Annotated in this window: 14 protein-coding genes; 6 read left to right on the forward strand and 8 right to left on the reverse strand. The window is 71.9% G+C overall.

The annotated features are described in order from the left end of the window. Positions 1–9: 9 nt before the first annotated feature. The 5 genes from tal (at position 10) to pgl (ending at position 6,292) form a co-directional block, all read left to right on the forward strand. Positions 10–1,185, forward strand: a complete 1,176-nt coding sequence (gene tal, locus ACFY1S_RS29340) for a transaldolase (protein ID WP_364362731.1) — start codon at positions 10–12, stop codon at positions 1,183–1,185. Beyond that, positions 1,182–2,831, forward strand: a complete 1,650-nt coding sequence (locus ACFY1S_RS29345) for a glucose-6-phosphate isomerase (RefSeq protein ID WP_387124153.1) — start codon at positions 1,182–1,184, stop codon at positions 2,829–2,831. The genes tal and ACFY1S_RS29345 overlap by 4 nt, the downstream gene beginning before the upstream one ends. Positions 2,832–2,833: 2 nt before the next feature. After that, positions 2,834–4,369, forward strand: a complete 1,536-nt coding sequence (gene zwf, locus ACFY1S_RS29350; RefSeq protein WP_387124171.1) for a glucose-6-phosphate dehydrogenase — start codon at positions 2,834–2,836, stop codon at positions 4,367–4,369. Next, positions 4,366–5,382, forward strand: coding sequence for a glucose-6-phosphate dehydrogenase assembly protein OpcA (locus ACFY1S_RS29355; RefSeq protein WP_364362729.1), 1,017 nt, complete (start codon positions 4,366–4,368; stop codon positions 5,380–5,382). Before zwf ends, ACFY1S_RS29355 begins: the two co-directional genes overlap by 4 nt. Before the next feature lie 139 nt (positions 5,383–5,521). Beyond that, positions 5,522–6,292 carry a 6-phosphogluconolactonase gene (pgl, locus tag ACFY1S_RS29360; protein WP_364362728.1) on the forward strand — a complete coding sequence of 257 codons (771 nt, stop codon included), beginning with the start codon at positions 5,522–5,524 and terminating at the stop codon, positions 6,290–6,292. Positions 6,293–6,296: 4 nt separating this feature from the next. Here the strand turns inward: pgl and ACFY1S_RS29365 are convergent, their stop codons facing one another. The 8 genes from ACFY1S_RS29365 to rapZ form a co-directional block, all read right to left on the reverse strand. Continuing rightward, complete coding sequence (locus ACFY1S_RS29365) at positions 6,297–6,638, reverse strand: RNA polymerase-binding protein RbpA (protein WP_387124156.1); 342 nt, start codon at positions 6,636–6,638, stop codon at positions 6,297–6,299. A gap of 139 nt (positions 6,639–6,777) precedes the next feature. Then, positions 6,778–7,038: a preprotein translocase subunit SecG gene (gene secG / locus ACFY1S_RS29370; RefSeq protein WP_109819549.1), complete on the reverse strand. Its 261-nt coding sequence runs from the start codon at positions 7,036–7,038 to the stop codon at positions 6,778–6,780. A 95-nt stretch (positions 7,039–7,133) separates the two neighbouring features. Next, a complete protein-coding gene (gene tpiA / locus ACFY1S_RS29375) occupies positions 7,134–7,925 on the reverse strand; it encodes a triose-phosphate isomerase (protein ID WP_364362726.1) in 792 nt (263 codons plus the stop codon). A 2-nt stretch (positions 7,926–7,927) separates the two neighbouring features. Then, positions 7,928–9,127, reverse strand: a complete 1,200-nt coding sequence (locus ACFY1S_RS29380; RefSeq protein ID WP_387124159.1) for a phosphoglycerate kinase — start codon at positions 9,125–9,127, stop codon at positions 7,928–7,930. Then, positions 9,124–10,128: a type I glyceraldehyde-3-phosphate dehydrogenase gene (gap, locus tag ACFY1S_RS29385; protein ID WP_364362724.1), complete on the reverse strand. Its 1,005-nt coding sequence runs from the start codon at positions 10,126–10,128 to the stop codon at positions 9,124–9,126. The genes ACFY1S_RS29380 and gap overlap by 4 nt, the downstream gene beginning before the upstream one ends. 261 nt (positions 10,129–10,389) lie before the next feature. Next, positions 10,390–11,370 carry a DNA-binding protein WhiA gene (gene whiA, locus ACFY1S_RS29390; RefSeq protein ID WP_074312802.1) on the reverse strand — a complete coding sequence of 327 codons (981 nt, stop codon included), beginning with the start codon at positions 11,368–11,370 and terminating at the stop codon, positions 10,390–10,392. Positions 11,371–11,424: 54 nt separating this feature from the next. Then, positions 11,425–12,462, reverse strand: coding sequence for a 2-phospho-L-lactate transferase CofD family protein (locus ACFY1S_RS29395; protein ID WP_387124161.1), 1,038 nt, complete (start codon positions 12,460–12,462; stop codon positions 11,425–11,427). After that, on the reverse strand, positions 12,459–13,391 hold the full coding sequence (gene rapZ / locus ACFY1S_RS29400; RefSeq protein ID WP_244295403.1) for an RNase adapter RapZ: 933 nt from the start codon (positions 13,389–13,391) through the stop codon (positions 12,459–12,461). The genes ACFY1S_RS29395 and rapZ overlap by 4 nt, the downstream gene beginning before the upstream one ends. A 164-nt stretch (positions 13,392–13,555) precedes the next feature. Between rapZ and recQ the strand changes: the two genes are divergently transcribed. After that, positions 13,556–15,397, forward strand: a complete 1,842-nt coding sequence (gene recQ / locus ACFY1S_RS29405; RefSeq protein ID WP_387124163.1) for a DNA helicase RecQ — start codon at positions 13,556–13,558, stop codon at positions 15,395–15,397. Positions 15,398–15,460 lie beyond the last annotated feature (63 nt).

Genomic DNA, 15,460 nt, shown 5'->3' on the forward strand with positions numbered 1-15,460 from the left:
GTGGACGGCATGACCGACAAGCTGAATGAGCTCACCGCCGCGGGTGTGGCGGTCTGGCTCGACGATCTCTCCCGGGTGCGTCTGAGCTCCGGCGGGCTGGACCAGCTGCGCCGCGAGAAGCACGTGGCCGGGGTCACCACCAACCCGACGATCTTCGCCAAGGCGCTGAGCGACGCCGACGAGTACAACTGGCAGCTGCGCGACCTCGCCGTTCGTGACGTGGACGTGGAAGAGGCGGTACGGATGCTGACCACGTACGACGTGCGGTGGGCCTGCGACGTGATGCGCCCCTCGTACGACGGCAGCGACGGTGTCGACGGCCGCGTCTCGATCGAGGTGGACCCCCGCAGCGCGCACGACGCGGACAAGACCGTGGCCGAGGCCAAGGCGCTGTGGTGGCTCGTCGACCGGCCCAACCTCTACATCAAGATCCCGGCCACCGAGGAGGGCCTGTCGGCGATCACCGACACGCTTGCCGAGGGGATCAGCGTCAACGTGACGCTGATCTTCGGTCTGGACCGCTACTCGGCGGTCATGGAGGCGTTCCTCGCCGGTCTGGAGCAGGCCAAGGCCAACGGCCACGACCTGTCCACCATCGGCTCGGTCGCGTCGTTCTTCGTCTCCCGCGTCGACTCCGAGGTCGACAAGCGGCTTGAGAAGATCGGCTCGGACGAGGCCAAGGCGTTGAAGGGTAAGGCCGCAGTCGCCAACGCCCAGCTGGCGTACGAGCGCTACTCCGAGGTGTTCTCCTCAGACCGCTGGAAGGCACTCGCCGACGCCGGCGCGCACCCGCAGCGGCCGCTGTGGGCGTCGACCTCGACGAAGAACCCGGACTACCGCGACGTCATCTACGTGGAGGAGCTGATCGCTCCCGGCACTGTCAACACGATGCCGGAGGCGGTCATCCACGCGTACGCCGATCATGGCGAGACCCGCGGCGACACGGTGACCGGCGCCTACGACGCGGCCCGGAAGGTCTTCGCGGACCTGGAGTCGGTCGGGGTGGACATGGACGACGTGATCGTCACCCTGGAGCGCGAGGGCGTGGAGAAGTTCGAGGTCAGCTGGCAGGAGCTGCTCGACGGGGTCCGCAAGTCGCTGGAGGCGGCGGCGAAGGGCAAGGGCTCTCCGAACAAGGCCGCCGAGGGCAACGCCAAGGGCGCCGAGAAGGCCGGTGGCGCATGAGCGACCTACTCGCAGGGCCGGCGGAGTCCGCCGCCGGGCTCGTCGTGCACGGCGCCGACGCGATCGACAGGTCCGCACCCGCCTCGACCCGGGACGCGCTGGTCAAGGCCGGCGTCCCGGGCAAGCTGGCCGCGAAGGACCCGGGCCTGTGGGGTCCGGACGCCGAGGCCGAGGCGAAGATCCGGCTCGGCTGGGTGGACACCCACAGGCGCAGCCGGGAGCTGCTGGTGCAGCTCGCCGAGCTGACCACCGAGCTGGCCGACCTGGACCACGTGGTGCTCGCCGGCATGGGCGGCTCGTCGCTCGCCCCCGAGGTGATCACCAGGACCCTCGGCCGGCCGCTGACCGTGCTGGACACCACCGACCCCGGCCAGGTCCGCGCGGCCCTCGGTGACCGGCTGGAGCGCACCGTCGTGGTGGTGGCCAGCAAGTCCGGCTCGACGGTGGAGACCGACAGCCACCGGCGCGCGTACTGGCAGGCGTTCCTGGACGCCGGGATGACCGAGGCGGAGGCCGGCCGGCACTTCGTCATCGTCACCGACCCGGGCTCGCCGCTGGAGACGACCGCTACCGAGATGGGCGCGTTCACCGTGCTGGCCGACCCGAACGTGGGCGGCCGGTACTCGGCGCTCACCGCGTTCGGCCTGGTGCCGTCGGCCCTTGCCGGCGTCGAGGTGTCCGAGCTGATCGACCAGGCCGACGCGCTTGCCGAGTCGCTCGCCGGGGACCGGGACAACCCGGCGTTGGCGCTGGGCGCCGCGCTGGGCGCCGCCGCCACCCTGGCCCGGGACAAGGTCGCCCTGATCTCCGACGGCACCGGCATCGACGGGCTGGGCGACTGGGCCGAGCAGCTGATCGCCGAGTCGACAGGCAAGGCCGGCGTGGGCATCCTGCCGGTGGTGGTGGAGTCCCCGAACAGCCCCGGCGCCACCGGCTCCGACGTGCTGACCGTCACCTACGGCGGCGCGCTGGCCCCCGGCGACGTGCCCGGTGGCGGCACCGACCCGGACGTGGCGGTGAACGGCCCGCTCGGCGCACAGTTCCTGGCCTGGGAGTACGCCACGGCGGTGGCGGGTGTGGTGCTCGGCATCGACCCGTTCAACCAGCCGAACGTCACCGAGTCCAAGGAGAACACCAACAAGATCCTGGCCTCGGGTCTGCCGACGGAGACGCCGTCGTTCACCGAGGGCGCGATCGAGGTGTACGCGCCGCAGGGCGCACCCGGCGACCTGGCGGGTGTGCTGCGGTGGCTGCTGGACGGGCTGGGCGACGACGGCTACCTGGCGGTCATGGCGTACCTCGACCGGTTCGCCGACTCGGACACGGCCCGGCTGCGTCCGTTGCTGGCCGAGGCGTCCGGCCGGCCCGTCACCTTCGGGTGGGGGCCGCGGTTCCTGCACTCGACCGGCCAGTACCACAAGGGTGGTCCGCAGGTCGGCAGCTACCTCCAGGTGACCGGCGCGGTCGCCGAGGACCTGGACGTGCCGGGCAAGCCGTACACGTTCGGTGAGTTGCAGGCGGCGCAGGCCGCCGGCGACCGGCAGGCCCTCGCCGGTCGGGAACGGCCCGTGCTGCGACTGCACCTGACCGACCGGGCGGCCGGCGTCGCCCAACTGCTCGACGCGGCCGGTCAGCTGCGCACGTGAGGATGGACGACGTGACCCAAGGCGTGAACCCGCTACGCGACCCGCAGGACCGCCGGTTGCCCCGGATCCCGGAGCCGTGCGCTCTGGTGATCTTCGGGGTGACCGGCGACCTGGCCCGCAAGAAGCTGCTCCCCGCGGTCTACGACCTGGCCAACCGGGGCCTGCTGCCGCCCGGTTTCGTGGTGCTCGGCTTCGCACGCCGCGACTGGGGTGACGGCGACTTCGAGACCCTCGCCTGCGAGGCGGCCCGCAAGCACGCCCGTACCCCGTGGCGGGACGAGGTGTGGGCGCGTCTGGCCGGCAACATCAAGTTCGTCGGCGGGTCGTTCGACGACGACGCGGCGTTCGACACCCTCGCCGAGACGCTCGACGACCTGCGCCAGACCCACGGCATCACCGGCAACGCCGCGTTCTACTTCTCGATCCCCCCGGCCGCGTTCCCCGTCGTGCTCAAGCAGCTGGCCCGCACCGGGATGGCCGACAACGAGAAGTCCGGCGGTTGGCGCCGGGTGGTGGTGGAGAAGCCGTTCGGCAACGACCTGCCGTCGGCGAAGGCGCTCAACGACCTGGTCGACGACGTCTTCACCCGGCAGGACGTCTTCCGCATCGACCACTACCTGGGCAAGGAGACGGTCCAGAACATCCTGGCCCTGCGGTTCGCCAACAACCTGTTCGAGCCACTGTGGAACTCCAAGTACGTCGACTCGGTGCAGATCACCATGGCCGAGGACGTCGGTATCGGCACCCGCGCCGGGTTCTACGACACGGTCGGCACCGCCCGCGACGTGTTGCAGAACCACCTGCTCCAGCTCCTCGCCCTGGTCGCCATGGAGGAGCCGACAAGCTTCGACGCCGACGAGATCCGGGCCGAGAAGCTCAAGGTGCTCAAGGCGATCACCCTGCCGAAGGACGTGGCCCGGGACACCGTCCGCGGCCAGTACCTGCCCGGCTGGGTGGGCGGCGAACGTGCCGTCGGCTACCTGGAGGAGCAGGACGTCCCCGCCGACTCCACCACCGAGACGTACGTGGCGGTGCGCCTCGGCATCCAGAACCGCCGCTGGGCCGAGGTGCCGTTCTACATCCGGGCCGGCAAGCGGCTGCCCCGACGTGTCACCGAGGTCGCCATCATGTTCAAGAAGGCGCCGCACCTGCCGTTCAACGACGCCGACATGGAGTCGCTGGGCAACAACCAGCTGGTCATCCGGGTGCAGCCGGACGAGGGCGTGGTGCTCAAGTTCGGCTCGAAGGTGCCGGGCACCACGATGGAGGTCCGCGACATCGCGATGGACTTCCAGTACGGCGAGGCGTTCACCGAGTCCAGCCCCGAGGCGTACGAGCGTCTGGTGCTGGACGTGCTGATCGGCGACCGCACCCTGTTCCCCGACGCGGCCGAGGTCGAGCAGAGCTGGCAGGTGATCGACCCGTTGGAGCACGCCTGGGAGGGCACCACGCCGGAGCCGTACCGCGCCGGTGAGTGGGGGCCGCGGGCGGCCGACGAGATGCTGGCCCGCGAGGGCCGCGCTTGGAGAAGAGCATGATCGGGCTGTGGGACACCACCGGCAACGAGGTGGTCAAGGCGCTCGCCGCCGAGCGGCGCAGCGCCGGTGGCGTGGCCAGCGGCATGGCGCTCACCCTCATCGTCGTGGTGGACGAGCGACGGGTCCGCGAGGCGGAGGCGGCGGCCACCATCGCCGCCGCCGCCCACCCGTGCCGGCTCGTGGTGGTGGTCCGCTCCGAGATCGAGCGGGACCGCAACCGGCTCGACGCGGAGATCGTGGTAGGTGGCCGGCTCGGCCCGTGCGAGGCGGTGGTCACCCGGATGTACGGGCGGCTGGCCCTGCACGCCGAGTCGGTGGTGATGCCGCTGCTCGTTCCGGACGTGCCGGTGGTCACCTGGTGGCACGGCGAACCGCCGGCGGAGATCGCCACCGACTTCCTCGGTGTGGTCGCCGACCGCCGGATCACCGACTCGGCGCAGGCCGCCGACCCGCAGGAGGCGCTGCGGCAGCGGGCCCGGGACTACGCCCCGGGTGACACCGACCTGGCGTGGACGCGGATCACCCCGTGGCGGACCCTCGTCGCGGGAGCGTTCGACACCACCGAGGCGAAGGTCACCGAGGCGACAGTCGTCGCGCCGCCCAGCGACCCGACGGCGACGCTGATGATCGGCTGGCTGTCCAGCCGGCTGGGCATCACCCCCCGCCGGGTGGACGACACCGAGTTCCCCCGGATGCGTGAGGTGCAGTTGACCTGCGCCAACGGTGACCAGCTGACGTTGACCCGGGAGGACAGCCTGGCCGTCTTCCGCCGGACCGGTCAGGACGACCGGACCCTGCCACTGGTCCGTCGCCCGCTCGGCGACGAACTGGCCGAGGAACTGCGCCGCCTCGACGCCGACCAGGTGTACGCGGAGGCGCTCGGCGCGACAGTCGGGCTGCGCGGCCTGGAGCAGCGTCCACCGCAGCGGGTGCACGTCTGGAAGGACCCGGCCACCGCACAGCGCGCCGAGGCCGGGGTCACCGCGCACGCCGGCACGAGCGGCGAGAGCTGAGCCGCACCGGGGCAGGGCCGGGCACCGTCCCCGCTCTGCCCCGGTCCCGGGGCATCCCGCCCCACCACCTCCTCCCCGGGCGTACGTCCGGGCACGACGACGCGACAGCGACCGCTCAGCGGTCGGGAAGGCACAACCCATGAGTGAGGCGAGTGTCGCCGTCCACGCCGACGCCGACCTGCTGGCGCAGGCCGTGGCGGCCCGGCTGCTTGTGAAACTGCTCGACGCGCAGGCCGACCGTGGTGAGGCGTCGGTGGTCCTGACCGGCGGCCGGGTCGCCGCGGCCGTGTACCGGGCTGTCGCCACGCTGCCGGCCCGCGACGCGGTGGACTGGTCCCGCGTCGACGTGTGGTGGGGCGACGAACGGTTCCTGCCCGCCGGCGACCCGGAGCGCAACGAGACCCAGGCGCGGGCCGCCCTGCTGGACGTGGTGCCGCTGAACCCGGACCGGGTACACCCGATGCCGGCGTCCGACGGCCCGGCCGGCAACGACCCCGAGGCGGCCGCCGCCGCGTACGCCGAGGAGTTGGCGCGCGCCGCCCGGCCGGGGCACGCCGCGCTGCCGCACTTCGACGTGCTGATGCTCGGCGTCGGCGAGGACGGCCACGTCGCGTCGGTCTTCCCCGGGCATCCGGTGCACTACGACACCCGTCCGGTAAGCGCGGTGCGGGGCAGCCCGAAGCCCCCGCCGGTGCGGACCACCCTCACCCTCGCCGCGATCAACACGGCCGAGGAGGTCTGGTTGGTCGCCGGCGGCGCCGACAAGGCCCGTGCCGTGGGCATGGCGCTGGCCGGCGCCGGGCCTGTGCAGCTGCCGGCGGCGGGCGTGCACGGCGTGGACCGTACCCGCTGGCTGCTGGACCGGGCCGCGGCCGCCGACGTGCCCACCCGGCTGCGCAGCCTGCGCTGACCCGCTACTCGCCTCGGCGGCGGCGCAGCGCGGCCAACGCCTCGTTCAACAGCGCCTCCCCCTCCTCGGCGGTGCGCCGCTCCTTCACGTACGCCAGATGGCTCTTGTACGGCTCGGCGCGGACCCGGCCGGGCGGGTTCTGCTCGTCCTGGCCGGCGGGCAGCCCGCACCGGGGGCAGTCCCACAGCGGCGGCGGCGCGACGTCCGCGGCCATCCGGATGCTGGTGCGATGGTCGTTGCGGCACCAGTAGGTGACGTCCTGTCGGGGTGCGGGTTGGTGTCGCTCGTCCGGGCGGACGGGCGCCGACCCGACCCGGGCGCCGCGGATAACGTTGCCACTAGGCACGGCTGCTCGCTCCTGTCGTCGGAGGGGACCCGCCGTCTTCGGGGGTGGACGGCGGGCGACGCGGTGCAGCGGAGAAAAGCCTGCGCGCGGCCCGTCGAATGACGGACCGCGCGCAGATTGTACGACTTTACGAGCCTGCTCAGGCGCCGCTGTTCATCTGGAGGCGGAGCCAGAGGCCGAGCCCGACGATGGCGGCGAACCAGACGACGCCCACCAGAACGGTGTAACGATCCAGGTTCTTCTCCGCCACCGAGGAGCCGGCGAGGCTGGAGCTGACACCACCGCCGAACATGCTCGACAGTCCGCCGCCCTTACCGCGGTGCAGCAGGATCAGCAGGGTGAGCAGAACGCTCGTGATGACCAGCAACACGATCAACGTGTATGCGAACCAGATCGGCATGGCTGGGGGCAGTCCTCTCGTAGCGATCCTCGCCCGGACAGGTCGGGCACGATGGCACCGGCCGGTGGACGGGCGGTGTCAAGGATAGCGAGCGATCAGCGGGCGATGTGCTCGGGGAACCGGCAGATCTGCGCGAATTCCTCCGCGTCCAGGCTGGCGCCACCCACGAGACCCCCGTCCACGTCCGGCTGGGCCATGATCGAGGCGACGTTCGACGCCTTGACCGAGCCGCCGTACAGGACGCGGACCGCGTCGGCGGTCTCGGCGTCGAAGCGCTCCGCCAACCGCTGCCGGACCGCGCCGCAGACCTCCTGGGCGTCCTCCGGTGTCGCGGTCTTGCCGGTGCCGATCGCCCAGACCGGCTCGTACGCGATGACCACCTGCTTGACCTGCTCGGCCGTGAGCCCCGCGAGACCACCGTCGAGCTGGTCGGCGCAGTGCGCCACGTGGGTGCCCTGCTCGCGCACGTCCAGCCCCTCCCCCACACAGAGGATCGGGGTCAGGTTGTGCGTCAACGCCGCCTTCACCTTGGCGTTGACCTGGGCGTCGTCCTCGTGGTGGTAGGCCCGCCGCTCGGAGTGCCCGACCACCACGTACGTGCAGCCCAGCTTGGCCAGCATCGCGCCGGAGATGTCACCCGTGTACGCGCCGGAGGCGTGCGGGGAGAGGTCCTGCCCGCCGTAGCCGATCAGCAGCTTGTCCCCGTCCACAGCCGTCTGCACGGTGCGCAGATCGGTGAAGGGGGGCAGCACGACCGTCTCGACCTCGGTGAGCTGCTTCTCGGTGAGGCTCGCGGCCAGCTTCTGCACAAGCAGGTTGGCCTCGAGGTGGTTGAGGTTCATCTTCCAGTTGCCGGCCATCAACGGCCGGCGGGTCGTGCTCGCCATGTTCAGTTCTCCAGGGCCGCGATGCCGGGGAGGGTCTTGCCCTCGAGGTATTCCAGGGAGGCGCCGCCACCCGTGGAGATGTGCCCGAAGGACGACTCGTCAAGACCGAGCGCACGGACCGCGGCCGCAGAGTCGCCGCCGCCGACGACGCTGAACGCGTCGGCCTTGGTGATCGCCTCGGCGACCCCCCGGGTGCCGGCCGCGAACGCGGCCATCTCGAACACGCCCATCGGGCCGTTCCAGAAGATGGTCTTCGCCTGGGACAGCGCGGCGGCGAAACCGGCGACCGTCTCCGGGCCGATGTCCAGACCCAGCCGGTGACTCGGGATGCCGTCGACCCGGACCGTGTCGTGCGCGGCGTCCGGGGCGAACGCGTCCGCCGCCACCACGTCGACCGGCAGCATGATCTTGCCGTCGGACCGCTCCAGCAGGTTGCGGCAGGTCTCGACCATGTCCTTCTCCAGCAGCGAGGTGCCCACCTCCAGACCCTGGGCCTTGAGGAACGTGAAGCACATCCCGCCGCCGATGAGCAGCCTGTCGACGGTCGGCAGCAGCGCCTCGATCACCGCCAGCTTGTCGGACACCTTCGAACCACCGAGCACCACCACGTACGGCCGCTCCGGGCTGCCGGTGAGCTTCGAGAGCACCTCGACCTCACGCAGCACCAGACGACCCGCGACGTGCGGCAACCGGGCCGGCACGTCGTACACGCTCGCGTGCTTGCGGTGAACGGCGCCGAACGCGTCGTCCACGTACGCGTCACCGAACGCGGCGAGCTGGTCGGCGAAGGCGCCCCGCTCGGCCTCGTCCTTGCTGGTCTCCCCCGCGTTGAAGCGCAGGTTCTCCAGCAGGGCGACCTGGCCGTCGGCCAGGCCGGCGACTGTGGAGCGGGCCGAGTCACCAACGGTGTCCTCGGCGAAGTGCACGGGCGCGCCGAGCAGCTCACCGAGCCGCCCCGCGACCGGACTGAGGCTGAACTGCGGGTCCGGCGTGCCCTTCGGGCGGCCCAGGTGCGAGCAGACGACCACCTTCGCGCCGGCCTCGACAAGCGCGCCGAGCGTCGGCAGCACCGCGCGGATGCGCCCGTCATCCGTGATGTCACCGGTCTGCTTGTCGAGCGGGACGTTCAGGTCGGCGCGCACCAGCACGCGCCGACCCGACACCCCCTCGGCGAGCAGGTCGTCGAGGGTCCGGATGCTCACAGCGAGGAACCCACCAGCTTGACCAGGTCCACCAGGCGGTTGGAGTAGCCCCACTCGTTGTCGTACCAGCCGACGACCTTGACCTGGTTGCCGACGACCTTGGTCAGCGGCGCGTCGAAGATGCACGACGCCGGGTCGGTGACGATGTCGGTGGAGACGATCGGGTCCTCGTTGTAGACCAGGATGCCCTTGAGCGGGCCGTCCGCGGCGGCCTTCAGCGCGGCGTTGACCTCGTCCACGGTGGTCTCACGGCCCACGTTGACGGTGAGGTCGGTGACCGAGCCGGTCGGGATCGGCACCCGCAGCGCGTACCCGTCGAGCTTGCCCTTGAGGTCCGGCAGCACCAGGCCGATGGCCTTGGCCGCACCGGTCGAGGTCGGGACGATGTTCAGCGCGGCGGCCCGGGCCCGACGCAGGTCCTTGTGCGGCGCGTCCTGCAGGTTCTGGTCCTGGGTGTACGCGTGGATCGTCGTCATCAGACCGTGCTGGATGCCGAACGTGTCGTGCAGAACCTTCGCCATCGGGGCGAGGCAGTTCGTGGTGCACGAGGCGTTCGAGATGATCGTGTGCTTCGCCGGGTCGTACTGGTCGTGGTTCACGCCCATGACGACCGTGACGTCCTCGTTCTTCGCCGGAGCGGAGATGATGACCTTCTTGGCGCCGCCGTCGACGTGCGCCTTGGCCTTGGTGCCGTCGGTGAAGAAGCCGGTCGACTCGATGACGACGTCGGCGCCGACCTCGCCCCACGGCAGCGCCGACGGGTCCTTCTCGGCGAACGCCTTGATGGTCTTGCCGCCCACGGTGATCTCGTCGGCGGTGGCCTTCACCTCGTACGGGAGGCGACCCAGGATGCTGTCGTACTTGAGCAGGTGGGCGAGCGTGGCGTTGTCGGTCAGGTCGTTCACCGCCACGACCTCGATGTCGGCGTCGGACGCCAGCACTGCCCGGAAGAAGTTACGGCCGATCCGGCCGAAGCCGTTGATGCCAACCCGGATGGTCACAGGTCCCATCTCCTCGCGTTCTGGTCCGCCGGCTTCAGACAACGGGCCGGCGAAGTGATGTGCGCCGACCGTTGGAGCCGGCCGTTGACGGTTCATCTCGGCACCCCGCCGCGGTCTGAGGACCTGACCGCCCGAGGCGGTGGGCACGGCGAGGGGTGCCTGTGTCGGCCCCCTTGCCGTACGCAGCGACCCTATCCGAGCGTGCGACGCCACGCTGCGCCGGGTCGCGTCCCGGGCGCACCGCGCGGCCTCACCGTCCTATCAGACCACGAGCATGTCGGGCGTGACGGCTGCTTCGGTATCCGGGATGCCCAGGTCCCGGGCTCGCTTGTCGGCGAGCGCCAGCAGTCGGCGGATCCGCCCGGCGATGGCGTCCTTGGTCAGCGGCGGCTCGGCGAGCGCTCCCAACTCCTCCAGCGACGCCTGCCGGTGCTCCAACCGCAGGCGGCCGGCGTCGGTGAGATGGTTGGGCGCCTCGTCGGCGAGGATCTCCAGGGCGCGGGTCACCCGCGCGGCGGCGGCCACCGCCGCCCGGGCGGAACGGCGCAGGTTCGCGTCGTCGAAGTTCGCCAGCCGGTTGGCGGTGGCCCGCACCTCGCGGCGCACCCGCCGCTCCTCCCACGCCAGCACGCTGGAGTGCGCGCCGATGCGGGTGAGCAGCGCCGCGATGGCGTCACCGTCCTTGACCACCACCCGGTCCACCCCGCGTACCTCGCGGTTCTTCGCGGTGATGCCGATGCGCCGGGCCGCGCCGACGAGCGCCAGCGCCGACTCCGGCCCCGGGCAGGTGATCTCCAGTGCGCTGGAGCGGCCGGGCTCGGTGAGCGAGCCGTGCGCCATGAACGCGCCCCGCCACGCGGACACCGCGCAGCACACGTTCGCGGCCACGACGTGCGGGGGCAGCCCCCGCACCGGGCGTCCGCGTACGTCCAGCAGGCCGGTCTGGCGGGCGAGGGCCTCGCCGTCCTTGACCACCCGGACGATGAAGTGGCTGCCCTTGCGCAGGCCGCCGGAGGCCAGCACGTGGATCTCGCTGGGGTAGCCGTAGACCTCGGCGATCTCCCGCCGCAGCCGGCGGGCCACCGCCCCGGTGTCCAGCTCAGCCTCCACCACCACGCGGCCGGAGACGATGTGCAGCCCACCGGCGAAGCGCAGCAGCGCAGCCATCTCCGCCCGCCGACAGCAGGGCTTGGGCACGTCGACCCGACTCAGCTCGTCCTTGACCGCAGCCGTCATCGCCATTGTGCGTCCCCTCACGGACCTGTTCCGGCGTGTCGCCGGAGATTACGTACGTGTCTAACGATCGGCGCCCAGGACAGGCACCAGCGCGGCGCCCAGGGCAGCCGGATCATGGCGGGGAGTGCCGTCGGTGACGGCGACGGGGGCGAGGACCAGGCGGGCACCAAGCGATTCTGCCGCACGTTCGACCGGTTCGGGGTCACCCACCGCCTTGGCGTCGGCCAGCACGAGATCCACCTTGAGCTCGGGAAGATACCAGCGCAGCGCCGCGAGGTGGTCGGCGACGGAGAGCCCGAGGGTCTCCTTCTCGGCGGCGAGGTTCAGGGTGACCAGCCGCCGGGCCGGGCTGGACACGATCGCGTCGGCGAGCTGTGGCACCAGCAGGTGCGGCAGCACGCTCGTGTACCAACTGCCCGGCCCGAAGATCAACCAGTCCGCCGCGCCGATCGCCGCGAGGGCCTCCGCGCAGGCCGCCGGGGCCGCCGGGGTGAGCCGCAGCGACTCGACCCGCCCGGTGGTGACCGCCACCTGGTGCTGGCCGCGTACCGTGCGCATCTCGTCGGGCGCGGCCGGGTCCGCCCCGCGGACCCGGGCCTCGATGCCCACCGGCTGGCGGGACATCGGCAGCACCCGACCGACCGCGCCGAGCATCGCTCCGGCGTGCTCCAGCGCCGCCACCGGGTCACCGAGCAGCTCCATGAGGCCGCAGAGCACCAGGTTGCCCACCGCGTGCCCGGCCAGCCCGTCGGAGCGCGCCGCCGTCGGTTCCGCGCCGCGCGACCCCGGGCCGCCCGCCGCCGCCACGTCCGCGTCGGTCCCGACAGCCGGTACGGCGGCGAAGCGGTGCTGGAACAGTCCGGCGCTGCGCCGGGTGGCCGGGTGGTCGCCGGCCAGCGCGACCAGGGCCTGCCGCAGGTCGCCCGGGGGCAGACCACCCCGCTCGGCGCGCAGCCGACCGCTTGACCCGCCGTCGTCACCGACGGTGACCACCGCGGTGATGTCCAGGTCGAGTTCGGGAGCGCAGTGGCGAAGCGCCCGCAGCGACGCGGACAGCCCGTGCCCGCCACCGAACGCCACCACCCGACGCGCCGTCATTCCCGCCCCAGGTCGCGGTGCTGCGCGTTGGCCGCCAACCCGGACTGGCGCAGCCGCCCGGCCAACTCCTCGGCGATGGCCACGCTGCGGTGCTTGCCGCCGGTGCAGCCCACGGCGACCGTCAGGTACCGCTTGCCCTCCCGTTCGAAGCCCGTGGTGGTGGCGTTGACCAGGTCGGCGTACGAGGCGACGAAGGCGTCCGCACCCTCCTGACCCAGCACGTACGCGCTCACCGCCTCCTCCCGCCCGGTGTGCTCCCGCAGCTCCGGCACCCAGTACGGGTTGGGCAGGAACCGGGCGTCAAGCACGAAGTCGGCGTCCGGCGGCAGGCCGTACTTGAAGCCGAACGACAGCACTGTCACCCGCAGCCGGCGGGCGTCCTCGCCGCCGAACAGCTCCTCGATGCGCCGCCGAAGCTGGTTGACGTTCAGGTGGCTGGTGTCGATGATCACGTCGGCCTGGTCGCGGGCCTCCTCCAGCAGGCCGCGTTCCACGGCGATGCCGTCGGCCAGCCGCCCCTCGCCCTGCAACGGGTGCGACCGGCGCACACTCTCGAACCGCCGGATCAGCACCTCGTCGTCGGCGTCGACGAAGACCACCCGGGGCGAGAAGCCACGCTCCTTGAGCTCGCGGATCGCCCCGGCCAGATCCGTGGAGAAGGCCCGCGACCGTACGTCCAGCACCATGGCCGTACGCCGGGCCGCTCCCCCGGCCTTGAACGCCAACTCGGCCATGTCGAGCATCAACGCCTGGGGCAGGTTGTCCACCACGTAGTAGCCGACGTTCTCCAATGCGCGGGCGACGGTGCTGCGGCCGCCGCCGGAGAGCCCCGTGACCACCACCAGCGTGGTCTCCGACTCGGCCGTCGCCTGCCCGTCGGCACCCGTCGGGGCGTCGACCCGGTCTGCGGCTGTGCGCGCCTCGCTCACCCGTACGTACCCCCAAGCCCGTGGCGCCGCGACCGCCATCGGCCGCGATTGGTCAATCAGCGACTCTATCCCGCCGCCCGGCGGGGAGCCGGGCAGCCGGCACGGGTCACGCGGCTCGGGTGCGCCGGGCGTGCGGTGTCGGGGTGGGCTCGTAGACTCCGCGGATGGCCTCCCCCACCGACCTGCGGACCGCTGACGCGCTGCCGGTGCTGCGCCGGGTGTTCGGGTACGACGCCTTCCGCGGCTTCCAGCAGGAGGTGATCGACCATGTGGTCGGCGGCGGCGACGCGCTGGTGCTGATGCCCACAGGTGGCGGCAAGTCGCTGTGCTACCAGATCCCGGCCCTCGTCCGCGAGGGCGTCGCGGTCGTCGTGTCCCCGCTCATCGCGCTGATGCAGGACCAGGTCGACGCGCTCACCGCGGTCGGCGTCCGCGCCGGCTTCCTCAACTCGACCCAGACCCTGGACGCCCGACGCCGGGTCGAGGCCGCCTTCGTCGCCAGCGAACTGGACCTGCTCTACCTGGCCCCGGAGGCCCTCGGCGTCCGCTCCACCCTCGCCCTACTGGACCGGGGCCGCATCTCCCTGTTCGCGATCGACGAGGCGCACTGCGTGTCCCAGTGGGGGCACGACTTCCGCCCCGACTACCTCGCGCTGTCGATGCTCCACGAACGCTGGCCGCAGGTCCCCCGGATCGCCCTGACCGCCACCGCGACAAGCGCCACCCGCACCGAGATCGCCACCCGACTCAAGCTCGACGACGCACGGCACTTCGTGGCCAGCTTCGACAGGCCCAACATCCAGTACCGGATCGTGCCCAAGCGGGAGCCGCGCAAGCAACTGCTGGCCCTGCTCCGCGACGAGCACCCAGGCGACGCCGGCATCGTCTACTGCCTGTCCCGCGCCTCGGTGGACAAGACCGCCGAGTTCCTCGTCGCCAACGGCATCGCCGCGCTGCCGTACCACGCCGGTCTGGACGCGGCCACCCGCGCCGCCAACCAGCAACGCTTCCTGCGCGAGGACGGCCTGGTCATGGTGGCCACCATCGCCTTCGGCATGGGCATCGACAAGCCCGACGTCCGCTTCGTCGCCCACCTCGACCTGCCCAAGTCCGTCGAGGGCTACTACCAGGAGACCGGCCGCGCCGGCCGCGACGGCCTGCCGTCCACGGCCTGGCTGGCGTACGGGCTCCAGGACGTCGTCCAGCAACGCAAGATGATCGAGACGTCCGACGGCGACCTCGCGCACCGCCGCAACCTCGCCGCGCACCTGGACGCGATGCTCGCCCTCTGCGAGACGGTGCGCTGTCGCCGCGTCCAACTGCTCGAATACTTCGGCGAGACGACGACCGCTGCCTGCGGCAACTGCGACACCTGCCTCACCCCACCGGAGTCCTGGGACGGCACCGTCGCCGCCCAGAAGCTGCTCTCCACAGTCTTCCGCCTCGACCGCGAACGCAACCAGCGGTTCGGCGCCGGGCACTGCATCGACATCCTGCTCGGCAGACACAACGACAAGATCAGCCAGTACGGCCACGACTCGCTGACCGTCTTCGGCATCGGCTCCGAGCTGAGCGAGGCCGAGTGGCGGGGCGTGGTCCGGCAACTGCTCGCCGAAGGGCTGCTCGCCGTGGAGGGCGACTACGGCACCCTCGCCCTGACCGAAGCAAGCGCCGACGTGCTGGGCCGCCGCCGTACCGTCACGATGCGCCGCGAGCCGGAGAGGCCCGCGTCGAGCCGGTCGTCGAAGCCCCGCGGCTCGGCCACCGTCGTCGCCGAACTGGCCCCGGCCGCCGTACCGGTCTTCGAGCGCCTGCGCGCCTGGCGGGCCGCCACCGCCAAGGAACAGGGCGTCCCCGCGTACGTAGTCTTTCACGACGCCACGCTCCGGCAGATCGCCAGCGACGCGCCGGGCACCCTCGCCGAGCTGTCGAGGGTCAGCGGGGTCGGCGAGAACAAGCTCGCCAAGTACGGCGAACAGATCCTGGCCGTCCTCGCCGAGGACTGAGGACGCGACGAAGGGCCGGGCCCCTGGTGGGGTCCGGCCCTTCGTGTCGTGACGTGTCGGGGG

The organism is Micromonospora sp. NPDC000663 (genome assembly GCF_042898105.1).
Classification (GTDB): domain Bacteria; phylum Actinomycetota; class Actinomycetes; order Mycobacteriales; family Micromonosporaceae; genus Micromonospora.